This is a genomic window from Cryobacterium sp. HLT2-28 (genome assembly GCF_004402495.1).
GTDB classification, from domain to species: domain Bacteria; phylum Actinomycetota; class Actinomycetes; order Actinomycetales; family Microbacteriaceae; genus Cryobacterium; species Cryobacterium mannosilyticum.
Genome location: NZ_SOFH01000016.1, coordinates 21,448 through 46,698 on the forward strand (window position 1 = coordinate 21,448; position 25,251 = coordinate 46,698).

The following is a 25,251-nucleotide window of genomic DNA, read 5'->3' on the forward strand; positions in this document are numbered from 1 at the left end:
CGCCGGAGCGCTACTCTGACGGCATGTCCACACGGCTGCGCCGAAGCAGGAGCGAACCGGATGCCGACCCCGTCGACCTGGCCGCCGAGCTGGACCGCGCCCTCCCCGACCGGGACTGGACGGTGCTGCCGCCGGAGAGCCGGGTCTTCCGGTTTCCGGCACCGAGCGGCGCGCTGGCCGCCATGGCCCTCGGCGACCCGGCGCATCCGCGGGTGGTGCTCGTGCCCGGCGCCACCGGGTCGAAGGAGGACTTCGTTCTGCTCGCCCCGCTCCTGGCCGAAGCCGGCTACCTCGTCGAGAGCTTCGACCTGGCCGGTCAGTACGAGTCGGCGTCGGCCGGCGCGGCGCCGGGTGAACCGTTCCGCTACGACCTCTTCGTCGACGACGTGATCGCGTTCCTCTCCATCGGCTCCTCGCCCGCCCACGTGCTCGGCTACTCGTTCGCCGGCATCGTCGCCGAGATCGCGCTCGCCGAACGCCCCGACCTGTTCGCGTCGCTGACGCTGCTGGGCGCACCGCCGCAGCCGGGCCAGGTCTTCCGCCGGGTGCGCTGGATCGGCCCGCTGAGCTGGGTCATCACGGCGCGCGGGATCGCCTCGCTGATGATCTGGGGACTGCTCAGCAACCGCAACCACGTGCCGCCCGGCCGCCTGGGGCTCGTGCGGCACCGGTTCGACTACACGGTCAGGCGGAGCGTGGATGAGATCGTCGGCCTGATGAAGCGTTCGCCCGACCTGCGCCGGCTGCTGCTGCGCTCGCCGATCCCGATGCTGGTAGCGGTCGGCGAGCGCGATCTCTGGCCGACCGCCCTGCACCGGGACTTCGCCAACCGGATCGGCGCCGAGCTTCGGGTCTACCCCACCGGCCACAGTCCCTGCGAGACCGCCCCGCACCAGCTGGCCAGGGACATGCTCGCCCTCTTCCAGGGCCGGCTCTGAGCTGGATGCCCTGAACGGATGCCGCTCCGCTAGGCCGGTTCGCGGCGCTCCTGCCCGGCTCGGTCGGCGGCTCCGGCACGCCAGGCACGTCGTGCGGCCCGGATCCGCCATGGCGAGGCCGCGGGCCAGTGCAGCGCGAGGGTGCGGTACGCCCACTCCAGTCGGCGCCGGAGCCCGGCCCAGGTCTGGAACGGCCGGGCCGAGATGCCCACCCGCAGGGTGTGCTGGTAGACGACCGTGATCGACGGTCCGAGGTGGAGGCTGAGGTCAAGGTCGTCGTGGATGTCCGCCCGGTCCCGGTGCACCTGCCCGCGCAGTTCGAGCCAGACGGCCCGGCGCATGGCGAAATTGGAGCCGAAGACCGGCGGCCTGGCCAGCCACAGCCCGATCGCCCGGAAGTAGCCGCCGATGTAGGCGACCCGGCCGAGCCTGGCCAGGGCCGGCGAGCAATCGTAGAAGTCGCCGGGGCCGGTAAGGATGTCCACCTCGGGGGATGCCGTCAGGGTCGCGTCGATCCTGGCGAGCCAGTCGACCGGCGGGATCGAGTCCGCGTCGAGCCGGGCGATCACCTCCCCGGTCGCCGCGTCGAACCCGGTCGACGCGGCCGGCCAGATCCCGGGAATGGGGGCCGGGAGGACGCGGGCGCCGGCGGCGCGGGCCACGGCGGCCGAGGCATCCGTGCTGCTGTTGTCGACGACGATGACCTCGTCGGCAGGGCGGGTCTGGGCCGCGAGCGCGGCGAGGCAGACGGCCAGGAAGCCCGCGTCGTTGTAGCACGGGATGACGACGGAGATCGTAGCCATGACATCCGCCTCTCCGTCCGAACCGGCTTCTGGGGCCGAGCCTACGCTCGCGCCGCCGATCCGGCCGGGCCTGCCGGGCTCAGAGCGCGCGGCAGTGGGTGGTCAGCAGGCCGATCTTGTCGATCGCCACGGTGACGGTCGACCGGTCCCTGAGGAACACCGGGGGCTTCCGGCTGTAGCCGGCGCCGCCCGGGCTGCCGGTGGAGATGAGGGTGCCCGGCAGCAGGGTCGACGTCGTCGACAGGTAGGCGATGATCTCCGCGACCGTTCGCACCATGTCGCCGCTGGAGGCGTCCTGCAGGAGGCGGCCGTCGACGTGGGTGGTCAGCCACAGGTCCTGCGGATCGCCGACCTCGTCGGCGGTGACGACCACCGGGCCGGTCGGAGTGAAGCCGTCGAAGGACTTGCAGCGCGACCACTGCGCTTCGGAGAACTGCAGGTCGCGGGCGGTGATGTCGTTGACGACCGTGTAGCCGAAGACGTAGTCGAGGGCGTCCTGCACCGCCACGTTCCGGGCGGCCCGGCCGATGATGACCCCGACCTCCGCCTCGTAGTCGACCTGGGTGGTCTGGTCGGTCGCCCAGGTGATGGTCGACTCGTGGCCGGTGAGCGAGTTGGGCCAGAGCGAGAACACGGTCGCCGCCGACTCCGAGCGGAGCTTCAGCTCGGAGGAGTGGGCGGCGTAGTTGGCGCCGATGGCGATGATCTGCGGCGGGCGGAGCACGGCGGAGGAGTACCGCAGCTCGTCGAGCGGGGTGAGGGTGGCGCCGTGCGACACGGCGTTCAGGGCCAGCGCGCGCACCCGGTCGTATTCCTCGTCGCCCTTCTCGATCAGGTCTTGAAGGTCGCGCGGGGCGTCGTCGATGATGTCGTCGAGGAACACCGCCGAGTCGTCGAAAACGGCGGCGAGACGGGGGGTGGACTGGCCATCAACTCTGAGGTGCGCGAATTTCACCTGTTCAGGCTATCGGCCGCCGGAGGGGTTTGCCTGTGGCCGGGCCGTTCAGGCCGGTTCCGGCGCGAAGGCGGGCGTGCCGGCCGCCCGCCACAGGTGCATGCCCGCGTAGCTGCGCCAGGGTGCCCAGCCGGCGCCGGCCGCGGCGAGCCGTTTCGGATCCGCGGGAAGGGACAGCCGCGCGGCTCCCTGCCGCAGGGCCAGGTCGCTGGTGAGCAGGATGTCGGGGCTGCCCAGCACCCGCATGGCCACGTAGCCGGCCGTCCACGGTCCGATCCCGGCCAGCGCGACCAGGTTCGACTCCAGTGTCTCCCTGGCCTGGCCGTAGGAGAGCACCAGGTCGCCGGAGGCGAGGGCCTCGGCGACCCGGATGACCGTGTCGATCCGTGCGGCCGGCCCGCGCAGCACGTCGCGGCCGTCGGCCGCGATCCGGGCGGCGGTCGGGAACAGCCGGGTCAGCCCCTGGCCGGCGCCGGCATCCGGGAACGGGTCGCCGAGGGCCTCGGCGAGGCGGGAGAGCGCCGTGCGGGCGGCCGCGACGGAGACCTGCTGGCCGAGCAGGGCGCGGAACAGGGTCTCCTCCGGGTCCATGCTGCCCGGCAGCCGGATGCCCGGGGTTCCGGCGACCGTGGCGGCCAGAAGCGGGTCGGCCGCCAGGGCCAGGTCGATCGCCTGGGCGTCGGCGTCGAGGTCGAGCAGGCGACGCACCCGGCTGACCAGCGGGGCGAGGTCGGCGAGGCTGGTCAGCCGGGCGACGCAGCCGATGAGCGGGGCGGCCGGGGTGCCGGCCAGGGACAGCTCGACCGCGGCGAAGCCGTTCGGCAGCCGGAGGGTGCGAGAGTAGGTGTCCGCGGTGGCCGCCTCGACGCCGGGGATCGCGCGCACGCCGAGGAAGCCGAGCACTCCCGGGCCGTCGAACGGCGCCCGGGCCGGTAGCTGCAGGGTGACGCTTGTGCCGATGCCCGGCTCGCGGGCCGGTTCGTCGCGCTGTGCGGCGGCCCGCTCGGCTCCGTTCTGGCCGGCGTCGTTCCGGCGGGCCCCGCTTCCGCGGGCCCACTTTTCGTCGGCCCCGTGCGGGTTCGCCTTGCCGGCCCGGGAGGCCCACTGCATCCTGCTCCGCAGCTCCGACGGCGTGCGTTCGTAGACGGCGGCGATGGTGTCGTTGAACTGGCGGATGCTGCCGAAACCGGCGGCGAAGGCGACCTCGCTGATCGGAAGTCCCGTGCCGAGCAGCAGCCGGGCGGTCTGCGCTCGGTGCGCTCGGGCGAGGGCGAGCGGGCCGGCGCCGAGCTCGTCGACGAGAACCCGGGTGAGGTGCCGTTCGCTGTAGCCGAGCCGCGCGGCCAGCCCGGTCACGCCCTCCCGCTCGACCGCGCCGTCGGCGATCAGCCGCATCGCCCGGGCGGCGAGGTCGTCGCGGACGTTCCAGTCGGGCGAGCCGGGCACGGCATCCGGCAGGCAGCGTTTGCAGGCGCGCAGGCCGGCCTCGTGGGCGGCGGCGCTGGTGAGGTAGAACGACACGTTCGACGGCTTCGGGGTGACGGCCGGACAGCTCGGCCGGCAGTAGATGCCGGTGGAATGCACACCGGTGATGAACTGCCCGTCGAACCGGGAATCCCGGGACGACATCGCGCGGTACCGCTCGGCGAAGTCCGGGTCGGCGGCCCCGGCTCCTGCCGCGGCGCGCGCCCCGGTGGGGGGAGTCACGGGCGGGCGCGGCGCCTGCTGGCTGAGTTCGGGCGGCTTCACGCTCCCAGCCTGACAGGTCCGGGACCACCCCGATAGCGGGAATCGGACATCACCGCGCCCGGGCCGCTCCCGGAGGCACCGGGCGCCGGGCAGTCCGGCCGGCCGGTACTGTGGCGGGATGACCGCATTGGAGCGACTGCAGGCCGAACTGGGCACCATCGTGAGCGTCGACCCGGCCGAGTTGTCGGCCGCCCGCGCCGACAAGTCCGGGTGGGTGGCCGCCGGGCTGCCGCTGGCGGTGGTGCGGGCCGGAACGGTCGAGCACGTGCAGGCGACGCTGCGGATCGCCTCGGAATGGCGCGTCCCGGTGGTCACCCGCGGCGCCGGGACCGGCCTGGCCGGGGGAGCCTGCGGCACCGACGGGTCGATCGTGCTCAGCGTCGCCGGGATGAACCGCATCCTCGAGATCCGGCCGGAGGACGAACTGGCGGTGGTCGAACCCGGCGTGATCAACCAGCAGCTGAACGACGCCCTCCTCGAGCACGGCCTCTGGTTCGCCCCCGACCCGGCCAGCAAAGCCATCTCCACCGTGGGCGGCAACATCGCGACCAATGCGGGCGGGCTGCTCTGCGCGAAGTACGGCGTGACGAGGGAGGCCGTGCTCGGGCTGACGGTTGTGCTCGCCGACGGCAGCCTGCTCCGCACCGGGCGGCGCACCGTCAAGGGCGTCACCGGCTACGACCTGACCGCGTTGCTGACCGGGTCGGAGGGCACCCTGGGCGTGATCGTCGAGGCGGTCGTGCGCGCCCGGGCGATCACCGCGGGGGAGACGGTGACGATCGGGGCGGTGTTCGCCGACGTCGCCGAGGCCGCCGCGGCATCCGCCCAGGTCACGGCGGCCAGGATCCGCCCGGCCGTGATGGAACTGATCGACCCCGTCGCCCTCGCCCTGATCGCGGCGCACCTCGGGCCGGCGGCGTCGGCCGGGCTGCCGCTCGGCTGGGGCGCGTTCCTGCTGCTGCAGACGGACGGGCCGGCCGCCCGGGCGGAGGCCGAGCAGGCCGTGGCCGTGCTCCGCGCGGCGGGCGGCGAGGCCCGGGTCTCCACGGATGCCGCCTCGGCCGAGCGACTGCTCGCCGTGCGGCGGGCCGCTCACCCCGCGCTGGCAGCCCACGGCCAGGTGCTGATCGAGGACGTCTGCGTGCCGCGGTCCCGGATGAAGGAGATGTTCGATCGGATCGCCGAGATCAGCGCGCGCACCGGCGTGCCGATCCCCACCATCGCCCACGCCGGTGACGGCAACCTGCATCCGAACTTCGTCATCCCCGTCGACCGGCTCCGCGGCGACGACGACCAGGTGGTCCCCGAGCCGATCTGGGCGGCGGCGGGTGAACTGTTCCGGGCCGCGCTCGACCTTGGCGGCACCCTCACCGGGGAGCACGGGGTGGGAGTGCTGAAGCGGCGCTGGCTGGCCGAGGAGCTCGGCGACACGAGCTTCGACCTGCAGCGACGGATCAAGACCGTGTTCGACCCGCTGGGCATCCTGAACCCCGGGACCATGTTCGCGTCCTGACCACGGGACCGGGTTCGCGTGCCGGCCGGCGGCGCGGAACGCCTCGGCCACCAGTAATGTGTTGCGCATGGCTTTCGAGACCCCGGTACCCGAACGATCCTCGGCCGCCCCCGAGGTGAACCCGGCGCTCCACCCGGTGCGGCAGGTCTGGACCACCCCGGTGCGCCGCCCCCGCGCTGCCGCGGTCGGGCTCGCGATCGTCGGGATCGTCGTCGCCGGTGCGGCGCTGCTGCTCGTCCTGGTCTACCTCTCCACCTTCCTCGGCCCCGGCGCGCTGCTCATCTGCCTCGCGCTGGCGCTCGTGCCGCTCAGCGTGATCCTGCTCGCGGTGCGCTGGATCGACCGGTGGGAGCCTGAGCCGAGGCCGGCGCTCTGGTTCGCTCTGCTCTGGGGTGCCGGGGTGTCCGTCGTCTCCGCCCTGGTCTTCGACCTCGGGGTCAAGCTGGCCCTGGCCGCCACCGGCGCGGCCGCGACCGGCGACGGCGCCGACTTCCTCACCGGCGTGATCCAGGCGCCGATCGTCGAGGAGACCGCGAAGGGCGCCGGCATCCTGCTGCTGTTCTGGGCGATGCGGCGCCGCTTCGACGGGCCGGTCGACGGCGTGGTCTACGCCGCGACGATCGCGGCGGGCTTCGCCTTCTCCGAGAACATCCAGTACTTCGGGGTCGCGATGATCGAAGGCGGCGCAGGGACCCTCGGCTTCACCTTCCTGGTGCGCGGCGTGCTCTCGCCGTTCGCCCACGTCATGTTCACCGCGTGCACCGGCATCGCATTCGGGCTGGCCACCCGCCGCCGGGCCGGGGGCGCGGTCGGCATCGTGCTGCTCGGGCTGGTCTGCGCCATCGCGCTGCACGCGCTCTGGAACGGGGCGTTCTACCTGCTCGTCGGCGACACCGGCCTGATCTCCTACTATCTGCTCGTGCAGGTTCCGCTGTTCACCACGGCGGTCGTGGTGGTGGTGCTGCTGCGCCGCCAGGAGGAGCGGATCACGAAGCATTGCCTGATGGAGTACGCGGCGGCCGGCTGGTTCTCCGCGGCCGAGGTCGAGATGCTGGCCACCCCGCAGGGGCGGCGGCAGGCGCGGGGCTGGGCGGCGCGCCAGAGCCGGGACCGGCGCACCGGGATGCATGATTTCATCACGGATGCCACCCGCCTCGCCTTCGCCCGCCAGCGGATGCTCAACGGCAGCGCCGGCAACGTCGACCGAGCCGACGAGGCAGAGCTTCTGGCGCTGGTGCAGCACGATCGGGCCGCCCTGGTCGGCGCAGCCGGACCGGTGCGCTGACCGGGGCACGCGGCATCCGCCGGGGTTGACCCGCGCGGCAGATCCGCGGCGGGTCCCTGGCAGACGGCGGGTCCCTGGCAGACGGCGGGTCCCTGGCAGACAAAGAACTCGCCGCCCGGTGGTGTGGCAATGCCGACGACTCTCCCGGAGCGGCGAGTTACTGACTTCATAGTGCGCCTCCCGGCCCCGTTCGCGCAAGGGGGAATTTCCCGGTGTGCGATCGGCGGCCGGATCGGGTTGGATAGGACCATGACTGATTTGAACTCCAAGCCCGAACTCGACGCGCCGGAGGGCCCCGCGCCCGAGGCCCTCACCGTTACCGACATCGTGGTTGGCGAGGGCGCCGAGGCGACCCCCGGCGCCACCGTCGACGTGCACTACCTCGGCGTCGAGTACGACACCGGGGACGAATTCGACTCGTCGTGGAGCCGCGGCCAGTCGATCAACTTCCCCCTTCGCTCCCTGATCGCCGGCTGGCAGCAGGGCATCCCCGGGATGAAGGTCGGCGGGCGCCGCAAGCTCGTCGTGCCGCCGCACCTGGCCTACGGCCCCGCGGGCGGCGGACACCGCCTCTCCGGCCAGACCCTGATCTTCGTGATCGACCTGCTCGGTGTCAGCTAGGACTCGAGCACCGGTGGTCGAGCCTCCGGTGGTCGACCGTCTCGAGACCCGCCCAAGGGGCTGGTCTCGGCACGCTCGACCACCGGGATGCGGCTCGACCGCACGGAGCCGGCGCTGCTGCGGGTTCCGGGAAGATGGTTACCCCGACAACGCTCGTGGGCGGAGATAATGGGCCATGATCTCAATCGACTGCGCACGCGCCCTGGCCGACGCCGGGCTGCGCTGGCGCCCGGTCTCGGGAGACGCTTTCCGGATCGATCGTTCGGGCTTCGAGAACGACGTCTTCACGGTCAGCGACATGACCATCGAACCGCACGAGTTCGACACCGGCACCATCCTCGGCTTCAACGGCACCACCGAGTGGGCACTCGATTCGCTGGCCCTCGAGGACGCGCTCTGGCTGCCGCGCGAGGACCAGGTGCGCGACCTGCTCCGCAGCACCTTCCGCTCGCTCACCCGGCTCGGCGAAGACGCCTACCGGGTGCGGATCGCTGTGGCCGGCGCCGACGAGAGCCATGACGCGGCCGACCCGGCGGATGCCTACGCCCTGGCGCTGCTGCGGCTGATCCGGCTCTCCGGCGACGACCTGGTCTCGTGAGCCCGACCGGCCCCGAGTGGTGGGAGATCGTGCTCGGCGTTGCCGGCGGCATCCTGCTGCTGTGGCTGGTGCTGGTCGGCCTGCTCTGGAGGGCGGCCCGCAAACAATCCGACCCGACCCGGCTGCGAGACGCGCTGCGCCTGATCCCCGACGTGGTGCGGCTGCTTCGGCGCCTGGCGGCCGACCGGACCGTTTCGGCCGGGGTGCGGGTCTGGCTGGTCGTGCTCCTCGGGTATCTCCTCTCGCCGATCGACCTGGTGCCGGACTTCATCCCGGTGCTGGGCTACGCGGACGACGCGATCATCGTGGCCCTCGTGCTGCGGTTCGTCACCCGCCGCGCGGGCGCGGAGGCGATCGAGCGGCACTGGCCCGGCACTCCGCAGGGACTCGCGGCGCTGCGCACCCTGGCCGGGATCTGACCAAGAGCCTGGCTCCCCGAGCCGGTGGGCCGGGGCCGGGCGATCCGGTCGCTGGGCGATCGGGTCGCTGGGCGATCCGGTCGCTGGGCGATCCGGCCGCTAGGCGATCCGGTCGCTGGTGAGTCGCTGCACGGCCGAGCCGTCGAGGTCGGCGAGCTTGACGCCGACGAACTGGCGGGCGGCATCCGAGGTCTGCACCCGGAAGGGCGGGACGTCGCCGTCGAGCAGGGCGGCGACCACGGAACCGGCGCTCTCGGCCGTCTGCGCCGAGGCGAACGAGGAGCCCGCGCGGGCGAGGTAGGCGGCGAGGCCGGCCGCGTACGGGTCGCCGAAGGCAGCCGGCGCGGTCGGATCGAAGCCCACGTTGGCGACGAACGAGGTCGCGACGGCGCCGGGCTCGACGACGGTCACCGACACGCCTGCCGACCGGACCACGGGCGCGAGGCTCTCCATGAATCCCTCCACGGCGAACTTCGCGGCGCAGTACGCCTCGTTGAACGGCTGCCCGATGACCCCGCCGACGCTGGTCACGGTGATCAGCCGGCCGTGGCTCGTGCGCAGATGGGGGAGCGCGGCCCGGGTGACTCCCACGACCCCGAAGAAGTTCACTTCCATCACGGCCCTGACCTGGTCGATGGTCTCGTTCTCGATCGTGCCCAGGTGGCCGGAGCCAGCGTTGTTGACCACGGCGTCGAGGCGGCCGTAGCGGCCGACGATCCCGGCGACCACCTCGGTCACCGACTGCGCCTCGGTCACGTCGAGGCGCCGGATGTCGAGGGTCACCCCGGTCGCGTCGGCGGCGTCGAGCAGCGCCCGCGTGCCCTCGAGGTTGCGCATGGTGGCTACGACGGTGTGGCCGGCCTGGGCCGCCGCGATCGCGGCGTGCAACCCGATTCCCGAGGAGGTGCCGGTGATCAGGACGACGTTGGGCGTGTGTCCGGCAGGTGAGTTCGTCATGCGGGCGAGCCTAGTAGCGGTCGGGTTCCGGGCCGAGCTGGAAGCGCCGTCCGGTGATCACCTGGGGGGTGATCTCCACGTAGATGTACTTGAGGGTGGGGATGAGGGGACGCAGCGGCAACTGGTCGGCGGCCTCGATCTCGTGCTGGGTGTCGAGCACGCGGGCTTGTCCCCGCACGACGACGCTCCAGGCCTCGTCGCGGCCGATTCCGTCGGTCTCGAAGGCGACCTTGTCGTTCACGGTGAGTTCGAGCAGTTTCGTGCCCTCGGCCGTGCGGAAGACCAGTCGCCGGTCGGAGGCGATGAAATTGACCGGGTAGATGTCGGGTTCCCCGGAGATGCTCATCGCGAGGCGCCCGAAACTCGACGAGATCAGGAGCTCCCAGCATTCGTCTTCGCTGAGGTGCCGGACCGGATACAGGTCGTTGGTTTCCATGCCCCATATTCCCACGCCATCGGGTCGGATGCGAGCATGTGTCCCGGCAATCCGCCGCCGGGCCCGGGCAGCGGTCATCCGGGAGGCTGGGAGTCGGCTCCAAACCCGCCGAGTGGCGAGTCAGGGGGATGACCGGTCCCGGCCGGCCGTGGTCCTGACCCGGATTCGGCCCGCTGGGACGCCGTGACCCGGTCGACGAGTTCCTTCCACGGCCCGCAGACCTGCGGTTCGGCGAGGACCACCTCGTTCGGTGCGCACCGGATGCGGTAGACGAACCGGTCCGGTTCGGGTGCCCGCGCGCTCACCTCGGCCCAGGGCAGGGCCGTGATCAGCTCGGCCCAGTCGGCGGCGTCGGGCTGCGCGTCGACGTCGACCTCCCAGGTGGTGCGGATGCCGGCGATGCCCCCGCTCCGTGACACGACGACCTTCATGCGGCCGATGCTACTCCGGCCGTTGCTACTCCGGGCGCCGTGCTTCCGGGCGCTGTTGCTCCGGGCGCTGTGCTTCCGGGCGCGTCGTCCCGCCGGGTCGGCCGGTCGCGAGCCCGGCCGCCAGGCCGGAGCCGAGGCCGACCGTGGTCCAGCCGGCCACGACCGCCCGGTGTTCCTCCGATCCGATCCCGTAGCGTTTCACGGCCGCGCGGGCAGTGGCCCGGGCGAAGGCGGCGAAGGTGACGGAGTTGCCGAGCGTGCCGCTGGTCAGGGCGTCATACCAGATCTGCCCCGGCGCCTCCCACGCGTTGCCGCCGAGGGCCTCGGCGACCAGGTAGAACGCCCGGTTCGGGATGCCGGAGTTCAGGTGCACCCCGCCGTTGTCGTCTTCGGTCTCCACGTAGCCGGCCATGCTGTCCGGTTGCGGGTCCCGGCCGAGCACATCGTCGTTGTAGGCGGTGCCGGGCGCCTTCATCGACCGCAGGGCGACCCCCTGCACCTGGTCGGTGAAGAGTCCCTCGCCGATCAGCCAGCCGGCCTCGGCCGTCGACTGGCCCCGCGCGTGCTGTTCGACGAGCGAGCCGAACACGTCGGACATCGACTCGTTGACGGCCCCGGACTGGCCCTGGTAGGTGAGATTCGCGGTGAACTGGGTCACGCCGTGGGTGAGCTCATGCCCGATCACGGTCAGCGACGCGGTGAACCGGTTGAACACCTGGCCGTCACCGTCGCCGAAGACCATGCGTTCGCCGTCCCAGAAGGCGTTGTCGTAGTTGCGCCCGTAGTGCACGGTGGCGTCGAGGGACAGCCCGCGGCCGTCCACCGAGTCCCGCTGGAAACGGCTCCAGAACAGGTCGTGCGTGCTGCCGAGCCCGTCCCAGGCCTCCTGGACCGTGACGTCGGGCACGGGAGGATGCCCCTCGGACCGCACCAGGCGACCCGGCAGGCGCTCGAGGCCGGCGGCATCCGACACGCTGCGGTCGATCCGACCCGGCACCCGCGCCGGCCCGCCGCCTCGCACGTCGGGCCGGTGGGGCGGATGCGCCACCTCGCGGTGGGTGCGCAGCGGGGAGTCGCGGAGGAGGGACTGGCGGGCCGCCTCGGCGGCCGCGGCGAACCGCGGGTCGTCGAGCCGGGCGAGCCGCACCAGCAGATAGGGCGGGACGATGGCGCATCGGGTCGGGGCGTGCACGCTTCCTGTCATGGCTCGAGTGTGTCACCTGCCGGTGACAGGCGCACCCCTTGCGCCCCCATTGCTCCGGGCACTCGGACGGGGACGCGCGCGTGCCGCGCTGCCGGTCAGATCGCGGACCAGCCGCCGTCGGAGGCGAGCACGGTGCCGGTGACGTTGGCCGAGTCGTCGCTGGCCAGCCAGGTGATGGCCGCGGCCAGCTGCTCGGACGTCGCGATCGGCGGCACGATCGATTGCAGGATCGGGCCGAGGGCCTCGCCGGCCAGAGCCGACTTGAACGGCGCCTCGATGTTGGTGGCGACCCCGCCGGGAGCCACTGCGTTCGAACGGATGCCTTTCGCGGCATACATGACGGAGGTGTTCCGGGTCAGCCCGATCACCGCGTGCTTGGACGCCGTGTAGGCCACTCCGGCGCAGCCGCCCCGGATCCCCGCCTCCGAGCTCACGTTGACGATCGAGCCTGAGCCGGCCTCGAGCATCCGCGGCAGCACCGCGCGGGTCAGCCGCATCACCGCGGTGACGTTCACCCGGAACACCCGCTCCCAGGTCTCGTCGTCGACCTCGCCGAGCGGGAGGAAACCGTCCATGATGCCGGCCACGTTGGCGAGCACATCGATCCGGGGTCCCGCGGCCTCGACAATCCGCTGCGTCGTCTCCTCGCTGCTCACGTCGCCGGCCACGGTGATGAAACCGAGGTCGGGGAACTCCGCCACCAGCTCGCTGAGGCGATCGGCGACGATGTCGGCGACGACGACGGTCGCACCCTCCTGGGCGAGCCGGATGGCGGTCGCTCGCCCGATGCCCGACCCGGCCCCGGTGACGATGGCGGTCTTCCCGGCGAAGCGGTCGGCGGAGGGTGCGGCGCTCATCTGGTGCTCCTTTGCTGTGCGCGCCCGCGATGAGCGTGCGCCCCAGTTATAGCACCGGCCTCGGCGGCTGAGAAGACTGCGCCGGATGCGGTCCGTAGACTCGCAGCATGCGTTTCGGAATCGTCATCCTCCCGCAGGACCCGTGGCGGGTCGCCAGGCTCAAATGGGAACGGGCGGAGCAGCTCGGATTCGACCACGCCTGGACCTACGACCACCTGTCCTGGCGCAGCCTGGCCGACCAGCCGTGGCACGCGACCATCCCCACGCTCACGGCGGCGGCCGTCGTGACCGAGCGGATCCGGCTCGGCACCTTCGTCTCCTCACCGAACTTCCGGCATCCGGTGCCGTTCGCCAAGGAACTCGCCACCCTCGACGACATCGCGGACGGCCGCCTGCTCCTCGGCGTGGGCTCGGGCGGCACCGGCTTCGACGCCTCCGTGCTCGGCCAGCCCGGGTACTCTCCGCGCCGGCGCCACGAGCGGTTCGCGGAATTCGTCGACGCGCTGGACGTGCTGCTCCGGCACGAACAGCCCGGCGGCACCGGAACCAGCACCGGCAGCACGGGTATCAGCTTCGTGGGCGAGTGGGCCAGCGCCGTCAATGCCCGGATGGTCGGGGAGCCCCGCCAGCGGCCCCGGCTCCCGTTCGTGATCGCGGCCAACGGGCCGAAGGGGCTGCGCCTGGCCGTGCGGCACGGCGCCGGCTGGGTCACCACGGGAGCCGACGGCGTCAGCGGCGACGACTGGTGGGCCTCGGTCGAACGGCTTGCGGCCCGACTCGACGAGACCGCCCGCGCCGAGGGGCGCGACCCGGCCACGATCGACCGGTACCTCAACCTCGACAGCGGCGGGTCGTATTCGCTGGCGAGCGTGGCGGCGTTCGACGACGCCGTCGACCGGGCCGCAGCGCTCGGCTTCACCGATGTGATCAGCCACTGGCCGCGCGCCGACGGCATCTATGCCGGCTCGGAGGCCGTGCTCGACGAGGTGGCCGCGAGCATCCGCCGGCGGCGCACGGCTGCCGCCTGACCGCCTCCGGTCGGGCATGGGGCGGCCAGCGCCGGCCCGGCGTTCGGACCCTGGTCGAACCCTTTCAGACGGTGAGGGAACAGACCGGTGATTCCTCGGCCGGAGGACGTCGATGAACGCAACCTGGACCTCGCACACGCCCCCGTCGAATTCGACGGAGATTTTTGCCAGATCGCCCTCTGTGGGGCGGTTTTCGGGCGGCTGAGCCCAAAATCTCCGTCGAATTCGACGGGCCGAGCGGATGCCTCGTGCGGCAGGCTCGCGCGGCGGGGGCACCATCCCGGGGTGCCCCTGTGCACCCGTGCGACGCCGAGCGCTCCATTTGTGCCGCTGCGCGCCCGGCGCACCCGGAGCGCAGCGGCGCAGGTGGCGCGCTCGGCGCCGGCGCCGACGCCAGCGCCGCTCACCGTCCGGCCTGACTGTGGATCAGACGTCGATCCGGTAGCCGCGTTTGATCACCGTGGCGACGAGGCCCGGCGCGGGCAGGGCCTGCCGCAGCCGGCTGATCGCCACGTCGACGGCGTGGTCGTCGGTGATGTCGGGCAGGGCCATGGTGAGTTCGGCCCGGGAGATCACGGAGCCGCGCCGGTCGAGCAGGGCGCGTAACAGGGTGAGCGAACCGGGGGCGAGCACCGTTTCGGCGCCGCCCAGCCGGAGCAGCCGGCCGCGGAGCTCGACCGGGCCGTGCCGGGTGTCCAGCCGGAACACGCGCTTGTGTTCGAGGTGGTCGCAGACCTGGCGGATCAGGGCGCCCATCCGGAACCGGTCGGGCACCAGCGGTTCGATCCCGGCGGCCCGGAGCGGGCCGGCGGTGACCGGGCCGACCGCCGCGGCGACGACCGTCTCGCTGAGGGCGTCGAGCAGGTCGTCCAGCCGGCCGATCCCGTCGGCCGCGCCGAACAGCGCCTCCACGGCGGGGGCGCTGGTGAAGGTGACCGCGTCGACCCCTCCGGCGCAGATCAGGTCGACAAGTTTGAGCACCCGTCCGGAGTCCTCCGGCAGCAGCCAGCGGTAGGGCGCCACGGTGAGCACGCTCGCGCCCGCCGCCCGCAACCGGTCGAGTTGCGGCTCGTCGGTGTAGCCGTGCAGCTGGACCGCGACGGTGGTGCCGGCCGCGTCGTCCCTGAGCACATAGTCGACGAGGGAACGGGTGGTCTCCTCGTCGCTCATCCCCGAGTCGTCGAGCCCGGCGGCCCGCACCGCTCCGCGGGCCTTCGGGCCGCGCACGAGGATGCGGGAGTGCTCGAGGGTGGTGGTGAGGTCGTGGCCGAGTCCCGCGGCATCCGCCGCCTCGAACCAGCGACGGATGCCGTAGGAGGTCGTGGCGAGCAGCACGTCCGGCCGGGCGGCGATGATCAGCCGGGTGTCCTCGGTGAGCCGGGCCTCGTCGGCGGTGGCGGCGATGCGGATGGCCGGGGCGTGGATGACCTCCGCCCCGCGTCGTTCGAACGCGGCGATGAGGTCCTCGGAGCGCCGGTCGCTGGTCACGGCGATCCGGAAGCCGTCGAGCTGGTCGGGGCGCACCCCCGGAAGGGTCGGGTCACTGCCCATGTCGCTGATGGTGTCTCCGGTATCGTTCGGGCGGGCGGCCCGCTGGTGCGGGCTACCCAAGATCGGCGAGTTCGGCGGCGCTCCGCATCAGCTCGACGGCCGCCGTGTCATCCTGCTGGGCCAAGCGTACGACCTCGCCGAACACCAGCACAGCCGGCGACCGGACGCCGAGCGTGCCGGCCACCGTGGCGACCTCGCCCAGGCTGGTGATGGTCGTGCGCTGCCGGGTGGAGTACCCCTGCTCGATGATCGCGACCGGCATGCCCGCCGTCATCCCGTGCCGGGCCAGGCCGCCGGCCAGGTGCGGCAGGGTGCCGATGCCCATCAGCACCACGATCGTGCCGTCTAGGCCGACCAGGTGCGCGAGTTCGGCGTCGCTGAGCGGGGCGTGCCCGGAGAGCACCGTGAAGATGCGGCTCACGTCGCGGTGGGTGACCGGGATGCCGGCGGCGGCGGGCACCGAGATGGCGCTGCTCACCCCCGGGATGACGGTGACCGGGATGCCGGCGGCCCGGCAGGCGATGACCTCCTCACCGCCGCGGCCGAAGACGAACGGGTCGCCGCCCTTCAGCCGTACGACGGTCCGGCCGTCCCTGGCGCTGGCCACCAGCATCCGTTCGATCTCGGCCTGCGGCACGGCGTGGTGGCCGGGGGTCTTGCCGACGTCGACCAGTTCGGCGCCGGGGCACCAGTCCGCGAGCCGGTCGGTCGGGCCGAGGCGGTCGTGGTAGACCACGTCGGCGTCGCGGAGCGCGCGCCTGGCGGCGAGGGTGAGCAGGCCGACATCGCCGGGCCCGCCGCCGACCAGGCTGACCCGGCCGAGGGGTGCGACGGCCGCCGCCCGCTCCCGGGAGAGCCAGACCCGCGCCGTGGCGCAGGCGTCGGAGACGATACCGTCGGTGGCCACGGAGACGTCGACCAGCACGACCAGGTCGACGGCGGAGACGAGGTCGCGCCAGCCGTGCGGGAAGTGCGGGTATTCGACCGGGCGTACCTCGGGGTGCGGCCGGTCGGGGGTGCGGCCGTCGACCGGGGTGGTGGCGAGGTAGACGGTGGCTCCCGCGGCGAGGTACCGGGCCAGCACGCGCCTGGCCGGCCGGGGCCCGCCGAAGACGAGCACCCGGCGCCCTGCGAGGTCGAGGTTGATGTCCATGGTTCACGCTCCGATCGGTTGGCTGCGGGGCAGGCCGGCAGCGGGGCCCGCTGCCGGATCGACCGGGCGGTCGGACGGGCGGACCGGGATCGTCGTTCCGGAAAGCAGCACGGGCCCGGCCGCCGCGGCGGCGCGTTCGTCAGGGCGGGCCGGACGAGGCTGGCCGCGCTCCAGCACCTGCACGACGGCAGGGTCGCCGGTTTCGGGCGCGTTCACGAACGAACGGAACCGGCGCAGCCGCTCCGGGTCCTTCAGCGTGGCCGCCCACTCGTCCTCGTAGTTGCCGACGTGTTCGAGCATCGCGCGTTCCAGTTCCTCGGCGATGCCGAGGGAGTCGTTGACGACCACGTCGCGCACGTGGTCGAGGCCGCCGTCGAGGTCTTCCTGCCAGCGGGCGGTGCGCTGCAGCCGGTCGGCGGTGCGGATGTAGTACATCAGGTAGCGGTCGATGTAGCGCACCAGGGTGTCGTCGTCGAGGTCCTGGGCGAGCAGCTGGGCGTGCGCGGGCTGGAAGCCGCCGTTGCCGCCCACGTAGAGGTTCCAGCCGAGGTCGGTCGCGATGATCCCGACATCCTTGCCGCGGGCCTCGGCGCACTCGCGGGCGCAGCCGGACACCCCGAGCTTGAATTTGTGCGGTGCGCGCAGCCCGCGGTAGCGCAGCTCCAGGTTGATCGCCATGGCGACGGAGTCCTGCACGCCGAACCGGCACCACGTCGATCCGACACAACTCTTCACGGTGCGCAGCGACTTCCCGTAGGCCTGCCCGGACTCGAAGCCGGCGTCGACGAGGATCTTCCAGATCTCGGGCAGCTGCTCCAGGCGGGCCCCGAACAGGTCGATCCGCTGCCCGCCGGTGATCTTCGTGTACAGGCTGAAGTCCGCGGCGACCTCGGCGATCACCTTGAGCTCGGCGGGGGTGATCTCGCCGCCCGGGATGCGGGGCACCACCGAGTAGGTGCCGTCCTTCTGCATGTTCGCGAGCGCCCGGTCGTTGGTGTCCTGCAGCGCGCCCCGGCCGGAGTCGAGGATGTAGCCGGACGTCTGGGTGGCCAGGATCGAGGCGATCACGGGCTTGCAGATGTCACAGCCGAGGCCGCTGCCGAACCGGTCCATGATCTGCTCGAACGAGGTCAGCTGCAGGATGCGCACCGACTCGAACAATTCGCTGCGGCTCTGCGCGATGTGCTCGCAGAGCGCGCGGGAGACGTCGATTCCGGCCCGGGTCAGCTCGGTCTCGAGGATCTTCTTGACCAGGGGGACGCAGGAACCGCACTGGGTGCCGGCGCGGGTGCAGGCCTTGAGCGGCCCGAGTTCGGTGCAGGCCTCGCTGTGGCCGGCCGCCTCGTCACCGCGGATGGCGGCGCGCACGGCGCCGACCGAGACGTTGTTGCAGGAGCAGAGCTGCACGTCGTCGGGCAGGTCGGAGCCGGCCGGCGGTTCGGCGCCGGCCGCCGAGAGGTAGGCGCCCGGTTCGGCGGGGAGCTCCCGGCCGAGCAGGGGGCGGAGGGAGGTGTACGGCCCGGCGTCACCGACGAAGATGCCGCCGAGCAGCGTCTTCGCATCGTTCGTGACGACGATCTTCTGGTAGAGACCCCTGGCCGGGTCGGCGTAGACGACCTCGAGGGCGTGCGGGGTGGCGGCCAGGGCATCGCCGAAGCTCGCGACCTCGACCCCGGACAGCTTGAGCCTGGTGGCGTCGTCGATGCCGGGGAACACCGCGGCGCCGCCGTGCAGCCGGTCGGCGACGACCTCGGCCATCGCGTTGGCCGGCGCAACGAGCCCGACGCAGACCCCGCCGATGCTGGCCACCTCGCCGATCGCCCAGATCCCGGGGACGGAGGATCCGCAGTCCTCGCCGACCGCGATCCCGCCGCGCGGGCCCCGTTCGAGCCCGGCCAGGCGGGCGAGTTCGTCGCGGGGGGTGATCCCGATGGAGAAGACGACCAGGTCGGCGTTCAGGGCGGTGCCGTCGGTGAGGCTGACGCCGAGCACGCGGCCGGTCGGCGAGGTGAGGATCTCGGTCGGCCGGTTGCCGAGGGCGAGGCCGATGCCCTGGGCCTGGATCAGCCGGCCGAGGGCCTGGCCGGCGCCCTCGTCGAGTTGGGCGCTCATCAGCCAGCGGCCGGAATGCACGATCGTGGCGAGCCCGCCGAGCCGGGCCAGCCCGCCCGCGGCCTCGAGGCCGAGCAGCCCGCCGCCGACGACGACGACGTTCGCGGGCCGGCCGAGCCGGTCGGCGAGCCGCGTCACCTCGGTGCTGAGGAAGTCGACGTCCTCGATCGTGCGATAGACGTGGCCGGCCGAAGCATTGGGGATCGGCGGGACGCTGGCGGCGGAGCCGGTCGCGAAGACGAGCTCGTCGTAGCCGACGGTCTCACCGCCGTCGAGGGTCACGGTGCGCGCCGCCGGGTCGAGCCCGGTCACCCGGCACTCGCCGCGGAAACGGATGCCGGGGGAGCCCCAGAGGGCACGGTCGCCCAGGGTGAGGTCCTCGGCGTCGACCAGCCGGCGGGACAGCGCGACCCGGTCATAGGGGAGGTGCGGCTCCTCCCCGATCACCGTGACGCTGTGGCCCCCGGTGCCGCGGGCCGCCATCGCCTCGGCGAACCGGTGCGCGGCCGGGCCGCCGCCGATCACGATCACCCGGCGGGAGGCGCCGGACTCAGCGGGGATGCTGCTGACGTTTTCCATGGCTGAGCCTTCCGGGTTGGGGGTGCGGCCAGCCTAAGAGGGGCGCGTTTCCCCTCCGTTGCGCCCAGGTAACAATGTGTGACCGCGACCTCACGGCGCCGCCCAGGGCCGGTGAGGTTCTTTTCACGCAAACGTCACGGTGGGTGCCGGGCGGCGAAACACGCGCTGTTTAGCGTGGGGACACCGACGAACCCCCGAGCACGTCCAACCCGTCAAGAAAGGTCTGGTGCCCCGTGTCCACAGTCACCCGGATCGACCGCCCCGACGCATCCGTCGCCGGGGACACGACCCCGCACGCCTGGACCAGCGTCTGCGCCCTGGCGCAGCTCGAACCGCTCTGGGGCGAGGCCGCCCTCATCGACGGGCAGCAGCTCGCCCTCGTGCTGCTGCCGCACGGCCACCTGTACGCGGTGACCAATGAGGACCTGGCCACGGGCTCCTTCGTGATGAGCCGCGGCATCGTCGGGTCGAAAGGCGACCGGCCCACGATCGCCTCTCCGCTGCACAAGCAGGTCTACGACCTCGAGACCGGCCACTGCTTCACCACGGCCGAGTACGCGCTCCGCACCTTCCCGGTGCGGGTGGACGCGGGCCTCGTGCAGGTGCGGCTGGATGCCGGCCAGGCCGGCTGACCGTTCCGTTCCGTTCCCTTTTCCCACCCGCTCAACCCTTCCCCTACCCCTTTTCCCAGAGGAGCACCTGATGAGCCCCAGCAGCACACCCCCCGCGACCGCCGCCGTGATCACCGCTGCCGTGATCACCGCCGGCGCGCCGACCGTCCCGGCCCCGCACCCCAGCAACGACGCGCTCGGGCACCGGCCCGGCCGCTGGATCGACAACTGGAACCCGGAAAACCATGTGCAATGGGAGGGCGGCGGCCGGGCCATCGCCGCCCGCAACCTGAAATGGTCGATCTTCGCCGAGTTCCTCGGTTTCGTCGTCTGGCAGCTCTGGAGCATCGTGGTGGTGCAGCTCCCGACCGCCGGCTTCACCTTCGACACCGGCCAGATCTTCTGGCTGATCTCGATGCCGAGCCTCGTCGGCGCCACCCTCCGCTTCCCCTATACCTTCCTGGTGCCCCGCTTCGGTGGGCGCAACTGGACCATGATCTCCGCCGCCCTGCTGCTGATCCCCGCCATCCTGCTCGGCATCTGCGTCGGCAACCCGGAGACCCCGTTCCCCGTGATGCTGCTGGTGGCGGCGCTCGCCGGGTTCGGCGGCGGCAACTTCGCCAGCTCGATGTCGAACATCACCTACTTCTACCCGCAGAGCCAGAAGGGCTGGGCGCTCGGCCTGAACGCCGCCGGCGGCAACCTCGGCGCCGCGATCGCCCAGCTCGTCGTGCCGATCGCGATCACCCTCGGCGCCGTCGGCACCCTCAACCTGCCGTTCGCCGGGTTCATCTGGGTGCCGTTCATCCTCGTCGCCATCTGGGGCGCGTGGAAGTATATGGACAACCTCTCCAACGCGAAGGCCGACTTCGCCGCCTCCGCCGCGGCCGTGCGGGAACCGCACCTGTGGATCCTCGCGGTGCTCTACATCGGCACCTTCGGCTCCTTCATCGGCTTCGCGAGCGTGTTCCCCAAGCTCATCGCCGACCAGTTCCCCGTCTTCTCCAGCTTCGCGGTCGGCTCCGCGTCGCTGTCGCTCGCGTTCCTCGGCGCGCTCGTCGGGTCCCTCGCCCGCCCGGCCGGCGGCCGGCTCGCCGACCGGTTCGGCGGGGCGCTGGTCACCGTCGCGGCCTTCGGCACCATGGCCGTCGGCGCGCTCCTGGTGATCTGGACGCTGCCGCTGGGCAACTTCTGGGCCTTCCTCGCGGCGTTCCTGGTCATCTTCGTCGCCGGGGGCGTCGGCAACGGCTCCACCTACCGGATGATCCCCAGCGTGTTCGCCGCCCGCAGCGGTGTGACGGATGCCCACCGGGACTCGGGCGATGTCGGCACCCAGCGCAAGACCGCCGCGGCCCTCGGCATCATCTCCGCGGTCGGCGCCTACGGCGGGTTCATCATCCCGCAGGTGCTCGGCTACTCGAAGACCACCACCGGCGACTACACCGGTGCGATCTACGGTTTCGTCGGCGCCTACGTCGTGATGATGGCGGTCACGGCCTTCGTCTACCTGCGCCGCGGCTCCTCGGTGGCCGGGCACCGTATCTAGTACCACCCACCACCGCCCCGCCGCCGGTGATTGAGTCTGTCGAAATCAGCGGCGGAGGTCTCGACAGGCTCGACCACCGCACCGCCCCGCCCCGCTACCGTTGGAGGAACCCCGTGACACCGACCACCGCGACCCACTGCCCGTACTGCGCACTGCAGTGCGCCATGACGCTCACCGGCGACGCCGGCGGCGTCACGGTCGCCGGGCGGGACTTCCCCACCAACCGGGGCGGCCTGTGCAAGAAGGGCTGGACCTCCGCCGAACTGCTCTCCTCACCCGAACGAATCCTCGAGCCGATGCTCCGGCAGCCCGACGGCAGCTTCGCCGTCGCGACCTGGGACGACGCGCTCGACCTGGTCGCGGCACGGCTGGCCGCCGGCCGGGCCGGGCACGGCGCCGACTCGGTCGGCGTGTTCGGTGGCGGCGGGCTGACCAACGAGAAGGCCTACCAGCTCGGCAAGTTCGCCCGGCTCGCCCTCGGCACCTCCCGGATCGACTACAACGGCCGGTTCTGCATGTCCTCGGCCGCGGCGGCCGGCAACCGGGCCTTCGGCCTCGACCGGGGACTCCCGTTCCCGGTCGAGGACCTCGACGACGCCTCCACCATCCTCATCCTCGGCTCCAACGTGGCCCAGACCATGCCGCCGTTCATCGGGCACCTGGCGGGCGCGCGTGCCGCCGGCGGCCTGATCGTCGTCGACCCGCGCCGCACCGCGACCGCCCGGCTCACCGAGAACGGCGCCGGCAGCCATCTGCAGCCGACCCCCGGCAGCGACCTCGTGCTGCTGCTCGGCCTGATCAACATCGTCATCACCGAGAACCTCGCCGACCTGGACTACATCGACCGGCGCACCGTCGGCTTCGACGAACTGCGCCGCAGCGTCGGCCAGTGGTGGCCCGAGCGGGTGCAGGCGCAGACCGGCGTGCCCGTCCGGCAGCTGCGCGACCTGGCCCGGCGGCTCGCGGCCGGCGACGGCACCTACATCCTCACCGGGCGCGGCGTCGAACAGCACGTCGACGGCACCGACACCGCCACCGCCGCGATCAACCTGAGCCTCATCCTCGGCCTGGTCGGCACCAGCCACTCCGGCTACGGCACGCTGACCGGCCAGGGCAACGGGCAGGGCGGCCGTGAGCACGGCCAGAAATGCGACCAGCTGCCCGGCTACCGCAAGATCACCGACCCGGCCGCCCGCGCGCATGTCGCCGGGGTCTGGGGAGTGCACCCCGACAGCATCCCCGGGGCAGGCATCCCCGCGGTCGAACTGCTCGCCTCGATGGGCGAACCCGACGGCATCCGCACCCTGCTCGTGCACGGGGCGAACGTCGTCGTCTCCGCGCCGAACGCCGAGCGGGTGCGCGCGGGCCTCGCCGCCCTCGACTTCCTCGTCGTCTGCGACTTCTTCTTCTCCGAGACGGCGGCGCTCGCCGACGTCGTGCTGCCGGTCACCCAGTGGGCCGAGGAGGACGGCACGATGACCTCGCTCGAGGGACGCGTCATCCGTCGCCGCACCGCGGTGGCCGCCCCGGCCGGGGTGCGTAGCGAACTCTGGATCTTCCAGGAGCTCGCCCGCCGGCTGAACGCCCCCTCCAGCTTCCGCACCGACCCGGCCGAGGTCTTCGACGAGCTGTGCCGCGCCTCCGCGGGCGGCCCCGCCGACTACTCCGGGCTCAGTTACGGGCTGCTCGACACGGGGGAGCCGGCCTACTGGCCCTACCCGGCCGGGTCCACCGGCACGCCGCGGCTTTTCCAGGAGCGCTTCCGGCACGCCGACGGCCGCGCCCGGATCCACGCCGTGCGCGCCGGGGTGACGGATGCCCCTGCCCAGACGGGCGGCATCCTCACCCTGATCACGGGGCGCCTGCTCGAGCACTACCAGTCGGGGGCGCAGACCCGCCGGGTGCCCGAGCTGGTCCTGGCCAGGCCGGAGGCGCGGCTGCAGCTGCACCCGGCCACCGCGGCCCAGCTCGGCGTCGCCGACGGAGGCTGGGTGGACGTGACGAGCTCCCGCGGGGTGGTGCGCTGCCGGGCCGAGGTGACCGGCGACATCCGCCATGACACGGTGTTCCTGCCGTTCCACTTCCCCGGCGAGCAGAGCGCCAACCGGCTCACCGCCGACACGACCGACCCCGTCTCGGGGATGCCCGAATTCAAGCGCACGACCGTGCGGGTGCGCGCCCTCGCCGGCGGGGAACGAGGCACCCATGGCTGAGCCGGCCCCCGAACGCATCGTGCTGGTTGGCTACGGACCGGTCGGCGCCCGTTTCGTCGAGGAACTGCTCCCCGTCGTGCGCGCCGGCCTCGCCACCCTCACCGTGGTCGGCGCGGAGGCCGCCGACGCGTACAACCGGGTGCTGATCGCCGACTACGCTGTCGGCCGGGCCGGGCGTGAGGCCCTCGAGGTCACCGACACCGCGGCCGCGGTCGCCGCCGGGGTGAGCATCCGAACCGGCACCAGCGTGACCGCGATCAGCCGCACCCGGCGCACGGTCACCCTCGGCACGGGCGCCGAACTGCCCTGGGACCGGCTCGTGCTCGCCACCGGCGCCCGGGCCAATGTGCCCACCCTCGACGGCGTCACCCGGCTGCGCCGCAACCTGATGGCGCCGCCGGCGGATGCCGCGATCCTGGACTCGGCAGGCGCGGCCCTTCCCCGCGGTGTGGTCGCGCTCCGCGACCTGGACGACGCGCACACCGTGCTCGGCGCCGTGCGAACCGGCGGCCGGATCGTGGTGCTGGGCGCCGGCGTGCTCGGGATGGAACTCGCGCTCGCGGCGGCGAAGGGCGGCGCCGAGGTCTGCGTCGTCTACCACGGCGAGATCCCGATGAACCGCAACCTCGACCGCGGCGGCGGCACCGTGCTCGCCCGCGCGGCCCGCGCGGCGGGGGTCAGCATGGTCAACCACTCCCGGGCCGAGAGCGTGCTGTTCCACGTCGACGACGACGGAGCGGCGCGCTTCGACGCCCTCATCTGCGCCGACGGCAAGCAGATCGGCGGCGACCTGCTCGTGCTCTCCTGCGGCACCGGTGCCCGCACCGAACTCGCCCACCTGGCCGGCCTCCCCGTCTCCACGGGCATCCTCGTCGACGAGTCGCTCCGGAGCTGGGCCGACCCTGCCATCCATGCGATCGGCGACTGCGCCCACGTCGCGGTGCCGGCCGCGCCCGGCGCCTCCCTCGCCCGTCCGGCCGGCGGTCCGACCGGGCTGATCGGGCCGGGCTGGCGCCAGGCGCACCGGCTCGCCGCCGATTTCACGGCCCGGCTCACCGGCCGGGCGCCCGGAACGGCTTCCGACACCACGCCGGCGGAGCTCGGGGCGCCGGGCGGCCTTGCCGCACAGGCCGCAGCGGTCGTCATGCTCAAGGCCGAGGGCGTCGACGTCGTCGCGGGCGGCGACACCGCACCGGACCCGTGGGACAGCGAGCCCGCCGGCCACTCCGACGGATGCACGGCCACCCCGGTCAGCGTTTCCCAGTGGGCTGACCCCGAGCACGGCCGCTACGTCAAGATGGTCACCCGCGGCGGCATCCTCACCGGCTTCGTCTGCGTCGGGATGCCGCGCACGGCCGCCGAACTCACCCTGCTGTTCGAGCGCGGCAGCGAACTTCCCGCCGACCGCTCGGTGCTGCTGCGCTTCGACGGGCCCGACGACGTGCCCGGCGCGGGCGGGGACGCCTTCGCCCCCGACGCGACGGTGTGCTCGTGCAACGGGGTCAGCGTCGGCACGATCGCGGATGCGGCCGCCGCCGGCAACTCGACGGTCGCCTGCATCGCCGCCGCCACCAGGGCCGGCACCGGCTGCGGCGGCTGCAAGGCCCGGATCGGCGAGGTCCTCACCCGGTTCGCGGTGCCGACCCCGTCGTAGCGGCGGGAGTGTGCGTTGAGTCGCGGAGAAAACACCTC

The 25,251-nt window shown here is 72.7% G+C and carries 22 protein-coding genes; 11 read left to right on the top strand and 11 right to left on the bottom strand.

Annotated elements, in window-relative coordinates; all coding sequences use genetic code 11:
* Positions 1–23: 23 nt before the first annotated feature.
* Positions 24–938 carry an alpha/beta fold hydrolase gene (locus E3O48_RS06210; RefSeq protein ID WP_134537731.1) on the top strand — a complete coding sequence of 305 codons (915 nt, stop codon included), beginning with the start codon at positions 24–26 and terminating at the stop codon, positions 936–938.
* 29 nt (positions 939–967) lie between these two features.
* On the opposite strand, the gene E3O48_RS06215 is transcribed toward E3O48_RS06210, so the two are convergent.
* The 3 genes from E3O48_RS06215 to E3O48_RS06225 form a co-directional block, all read right to left on the bottom strand.
* Complete coding sequence (locus E3O48_RS06215; protein WP_134537732.1) at positions 968–1,741, bottom strand: glycosyltransferase family 2 protein; 774 nt, start codon at positions 1,739–1,741, stop codon at positions 968–970.
* Positions 1,742–1,820: 79 nt separating this feature from the next.
* Positions 1,821–2,696, bottom strand: a complete 876-nt coding sequence (locus E3O48_RS06220) for a fumarylacetoacetate hydrolase family protein (RefSeq protein ID WP_134537733.1) — start codon at positions 2,694–2,696, stop codon at positions 1,821–1,823.
* Positions 2,697–2,744: 48 nt separating this feature from the next.
* The gene (locus tag E3O48_RS06225) at positions 2,745–4,325 is read right to left on the bottom strand and encodes an AlkA N-terminal domain-containing protein (protein ID WP_134537813.1); all 1,581 of its coding nucleotides are present in this window, start codon (positions 4,323–4,325) and stop codon (positions 2,745–2,747) included.
* Positions 4,326–4,563: 238 nt separating this feature from the next.
* On the opposite strand from E3O48_RS06225, the gene E3O48_RS06230 reads away from it, so the two are divergent.
* The 5 genes from E3O48_RS06230 (at position 4,564) to E3O48_RS06250 (ending at position 8,881) form a co-directional block, all read left to right on the top strand.
* A complete protein-coding gene (locus tag E3O48_RS06230; RefSeq protein ID WP_134537734.1) occupies positions 4,564–5,958 on the top strand; it encodes an FAD-binding oxidoreductase in 1,395 nt (464 codons plus the stop codon).
* 67 nt (positions 5,959–6,025) lie between these two features.
* Complete coding sequence (locus E3O48_RS06235) at positions 6,026–7,243, top strand: PrsW family intramembrane metalloprotease (RefSeq protein WP_134537735.1); 1,218 nt, start codon at positions 6,026–6,028, stop codon at positions 7,241–7,243.
* 249 nt (positions 7,244–7,492) lie between these two features.
* Positions 7,493–7,864: an FKBP-type peptidyl-prolyl cis-trans isomerase gene (locus E3O48_RS06240; RefSeq protein WP_134510315.1), complete on the top strand. Its 372-nt coding sequence runs from the start codon at positions 7,493–7,495 to the stop codon at positions 7,862–7,864.
* A gap of 175 nt (positions 7,865–8,039) precedes the next feature.
* Entirely contained in the window at positions 8,040–8,462 is a 423-nt protein-coding gene (locus tag E3O48_RS06245) for a hypothetical protein (protein WP_134537736.1), read from the top strand.
* Positions 8,459–8,881: a YkvA family protein gene (locus E3O48_RS06250; RefSeq protein WP_134537737.1), complete on the top strand. Its 423-nt coding sequence runs from the start codon at positions 8,459–8,461 to the stop codon at positions 8,879–8,881. Before E3O48_RS06245 ends, E3O48_RS06250 begins: the two co-directional genes overlap by 4 nt.
* 99 nt (positions 8,882–8,980) lie before the next feature.
* Here E3O48_RS06250 and E3O48_RS06255 read toward each other — a convergent pair whose 3' ends face one another.
* From E3O48_RS06255 to E3O48_RS06275, 5 genes are all read right to left on the bottom strand, one after another.
* On the bottom strand, positions 8,981–9,838 hold the full coding sequence (locus tag E3O48_RS06255) for an SDR family NAD(P)-dependent oxidoreductase (protein ID WP_134537738.1): 858 nt from the start codon (positions 9,836–9,838) through the stop codon (positions 8,981–8,983).
* 10 nt (positions 9,839–9,848) lie between these two features.
* Positions 9,849–10,274 carry a pyridoxamine 5'-phosphate oxidase family protein gene (locus E3O48_RS06260; protein ID WP_134537739.1) on the bottom strand — a complete coding sequence of 142 codons (426 nt, stop codon included), beginning with the start codon at positions 10,272–10,274 and terminating at the stop codon, positions 9,849–9,851.
* A 74-nt stretch (positions 10,275–10,348) separates the two neighbouring features.
* Positions 10,349–10,705, bottom strand: a complete 357-nt coding sequence (locus E3O48_RS06265; protein ID WP_174774765.1) for a protealysin inhibitor emfourin — start codon at positions 10,703–10,705, stop codon at positions 10,349–10,351.
* Between the two features lie 25 nt (positions 10,706–10,730).
* Entirely contained in the window at positions 10,731–11,909 is a 1,179-nt protein-coding gene (locus E3O48_RS06270) for a M4 family metallopeptidase (protein ID WP_174774766.1), read from the bottom strand.
* Between the two features lie 95 nt (positions 11,910–12,004).
* Positions 12,005–12,766 carry an SDR family NAD(P)-dependent oxidoreductase gene (locus tag E3O48_RS06275; RefSeq protein WP_134537740.1) on the bottom strand — a complete coding sequence of 254 codons (762 nt, stop codon included), beginning with the start codon at positions 12,764–12,766 and terminating at the stop codon, positions 12,005–12,007.
* A gap of 107 nt (positions 12,767–12,873) precedes the next feature.
* On the opposite strand from E3O48_RS06275, the gene E3O48_RS06280 reads away from it, so the two are divergent.
* On the top strand, positions 12,874–13,794 hold the full coding sequence (locus E3O48_RS06280; protein ID WP_134537741.1) for an LLM class flavin-dependent oxidoreductase: 921 nt from the start codon (positions 12,874–12,876) through the stop codon (positions 13,792–13,794).
* A gap of 426 nt (positions 13,795–14,220) precedes the next feature.
* Here E3O48_RS06280 and E3O48_RS06285 read toward each other — a convergent pair whose 3' ends face one another.
* From E3O48_RS06285 to nirB, 3 genes are read right to left on the bottom strand one after another with little or no spacing between them, the layout of a single operon-like run.
* Complete coding sequence (locus tag E3O48_RS06285) at positions 14,221–15,345, bottom strand: uroporphyrinogen-III synthase (protein ID WP_134537742.1); 1,125 nt, start codon at positions 15,343–15,345, stop codon at positions 14,221–14,223.
* Positions 15,346–15,397: 52 nt separating this feature from the next.
* Positions 15,398–16,498 (bottom strand): uroporphyrinogen-III C-methyltransferase, encoded by a 1,101-nt coding sequence (gene cobA / locus E3O48_RS06290; protein WP_134537743.1) that lies wholly within the window; start codon positions 16,496–16,498, stop codon positions 15,398–15,400.
* A 3-nt stretch (positions 16,499–16,501) separates the two neighbouring features.
* Positions 16,502–19,189: a nitrite reductase large subunit NirB gene (gene nirB / locus E3O48_RS06295; RefSeq protein ID WP_134537744.1), complete on the bottom strand. Its 2,688-nt coding sequence runs from the start codon at positions 19,187–19,189 to the stop codon at positions 16,502–16,504.
* Positions 19,190–19,422: 233 nt separating this feature from the next.
* On the opposite strand from nirB, the gene nirD reads away from it, so the two are divergent.
* The 4 genes from nirD (at position 19,423) to E3O48_RS06315 (ending at position 25,213) form a co-directional block, all read left to right on the top strand.
* Positions 19,423–19,821, top strand: a complete 399-nt coding sequence (gene nirD, locus E3O48_RS06300) for a nitrite reductase small subunit NirD (RefSeq protein WP_370249317.1) — start codon at positions 19,423–19,425, stop codon at positions 19,819–19,821.
* Positions 19,822–19,891: 70 nt separating this feature from the next.
* Positions 19,892–21,346, top strand: a complete 1,455-nt coding sequence (locus tag E3O48_RS06305; RefSeq protein ID WP_134537745.1) for an MFS transporter — start codon at positions 19,892–19,894, stop codon at positions 21,344–21,346.
* Positions 21,347–21,459: 113 nt separating this feature from the next.
* Positions 21,460–23,559: a molybdopterin oxidoreductase family protein gene (locus E3O48_RS06310; RefSeq protein ID WP_134537746.1), complete on the top strand. Its 2,100-nt coding sequence runs from the start codon at positions 21,460–21,462 to the stop codon at positions 23,557–23,559.
* Complete coding sequence (locus E3O48_RS06315) at positions 23,552–25,213, top strand: FAD-dependent oxidoreductase (RefSeq protein WP_134510743.1); 1,662 nt, start codon at positions 23,552–23,554, stop codon at positions 25,211–25,213. Before E3O48_RS06310 ends, E3O48_RS06315 begins: the two co-directional genes overlap by 8 nt.
* Positions 25,214–25,251 lie beyond the last annotated feature (38 nt).

Excerpts from the sequence above, each read along its gene's own strand:
- E3O48_RS06260 (WP_134537739.1), bottom strand. The coding sequence starts at position 10,274 with ATGGAAACCAACGACCTGTATCCGGTCCGGCACCTCAGCGAAGACGAA.
- E3O48_RS06265 (WP_174774765.1), bottom strand. The coding sequence starts at position 10,705 with ATGAAGGTCGTCGTGTCACGGAGCGGGGGCATCGCCGGCATCCGCACC.
- E3O48_RS06305 (WP_134537745.1), top strand. The coding sequence starts at position 19,892 with ATGAGCCCCAGCAGCACACCCCCCGCGACCGCCGCCGTGATCACCGCT.
- E3O48_RS06230 (WP_134537734.1), top strand. The coding sequence starts at position 4,564 with ATGACCGCATTGGAGCGACTGCAGGCCGAACTGGGCACCATCGTGAGC.
- cobA (WP_134537743.1), bottom strand. The coding sequence starts at position 16,498 with ATGGACATCAACCTCGACCTCGCAGGGCGCCGGGTGCTCGTCTTCGGC.
- E3O48_RS06215 (WP_134537732.1), bottom strand. The coding sequence starts at position 1,741 with ATGGCTACGATCTCCGTCGTCATCCCGTGCTACAACGACGCGGGCTTC.
- E3O48_RS06225 (WP_134537813.1), bottom strand. The coding sequence starts at position 4,325 with ATGTCGTCCCGGGATTCCCGGTTCGACGGGCAGTTCATCACCGGTGTG.
- E3O48_RS06270 (WP_174774766.1), bottom strand. The coding sequence starts at position 11,909 with ATGACAGGAAGCGTGCACGCCCCGACCCGATGCGCCATCGTCCCGCCC.
- nirB (WP_134537744.1), bottom strand. The coding sequence starts at position 19,189 with ATGGAAAACGTCAGCAGCATCCCCGCTGAGTCCGGCGCCTCCCGCCGG.
- E3O48_RS06285 (WP_134537742.1), bottom strand. The coding sequence starts at position 15,345 with ATGGGCAGTGACCCGACCCTTCCGGGGGTGCGCCCCGACCAGCTCGAC.
- E3O48_RS06245 (WP_134537736.1), top strand. The coding sequence starts at position 8,040 with ATGATCTCAATCGACTGCGCACGCGCCCTGGCCGACGCCGGGCTGCGC.
- E3O48_RS06210 (WP_134537731.1), top strand. The coding sequence starts at position 24 with ATGTCCACACGGCTGCGCCGAAGCAGGAGCGAACCGGATGCCGACCCC.
- E3O48_RS06315 (WP_134510743.1), top strand. The coding sequence starts at position 23,552 with ATGGCTGAGCCGGCCCCCGAACGCATCGTGCTGGTTGGCTACGGACCG.
- E3O48_RS06235 (WP_134537735.1), top strand. The coding sequence starts at position 6,026 with ATGGCTTTCGAGACCCCGGTACCCGAACGATCCTCGGCCGCCCCCGAG.
- E3O48_RS06255 (WP_134537738.1), bottom strand. The coding sequence starts at position 9,838 with ATGACGAACTCACCTGCCGGACACACGCCCAACGTCGTCCTGATCACC.
- E3O48_RS06280 (WP_134537741.1), top strand. The coding sequence starts at position 12,874 with ATGCGTTTCGGAATCGTCATCCTCCCGCAGGACCCGTGGCGGGTCGCC.
- E3O48_RS06240 (WP_134510315.1), top strand. The coding sequence starts at position 7,493 with ATGACTGATTTGAACTCCAAGCCCGAACTCGACGCGCCGGAGGGCCCC.
- E3O48_RS06275 (WP_134537740.1), bottom strand. The coding sequence starts at position 12,766 with ATGAGCGCCGCACCCTCCGCCGACCGCTTCGCCGGGAAGACCGCCATC.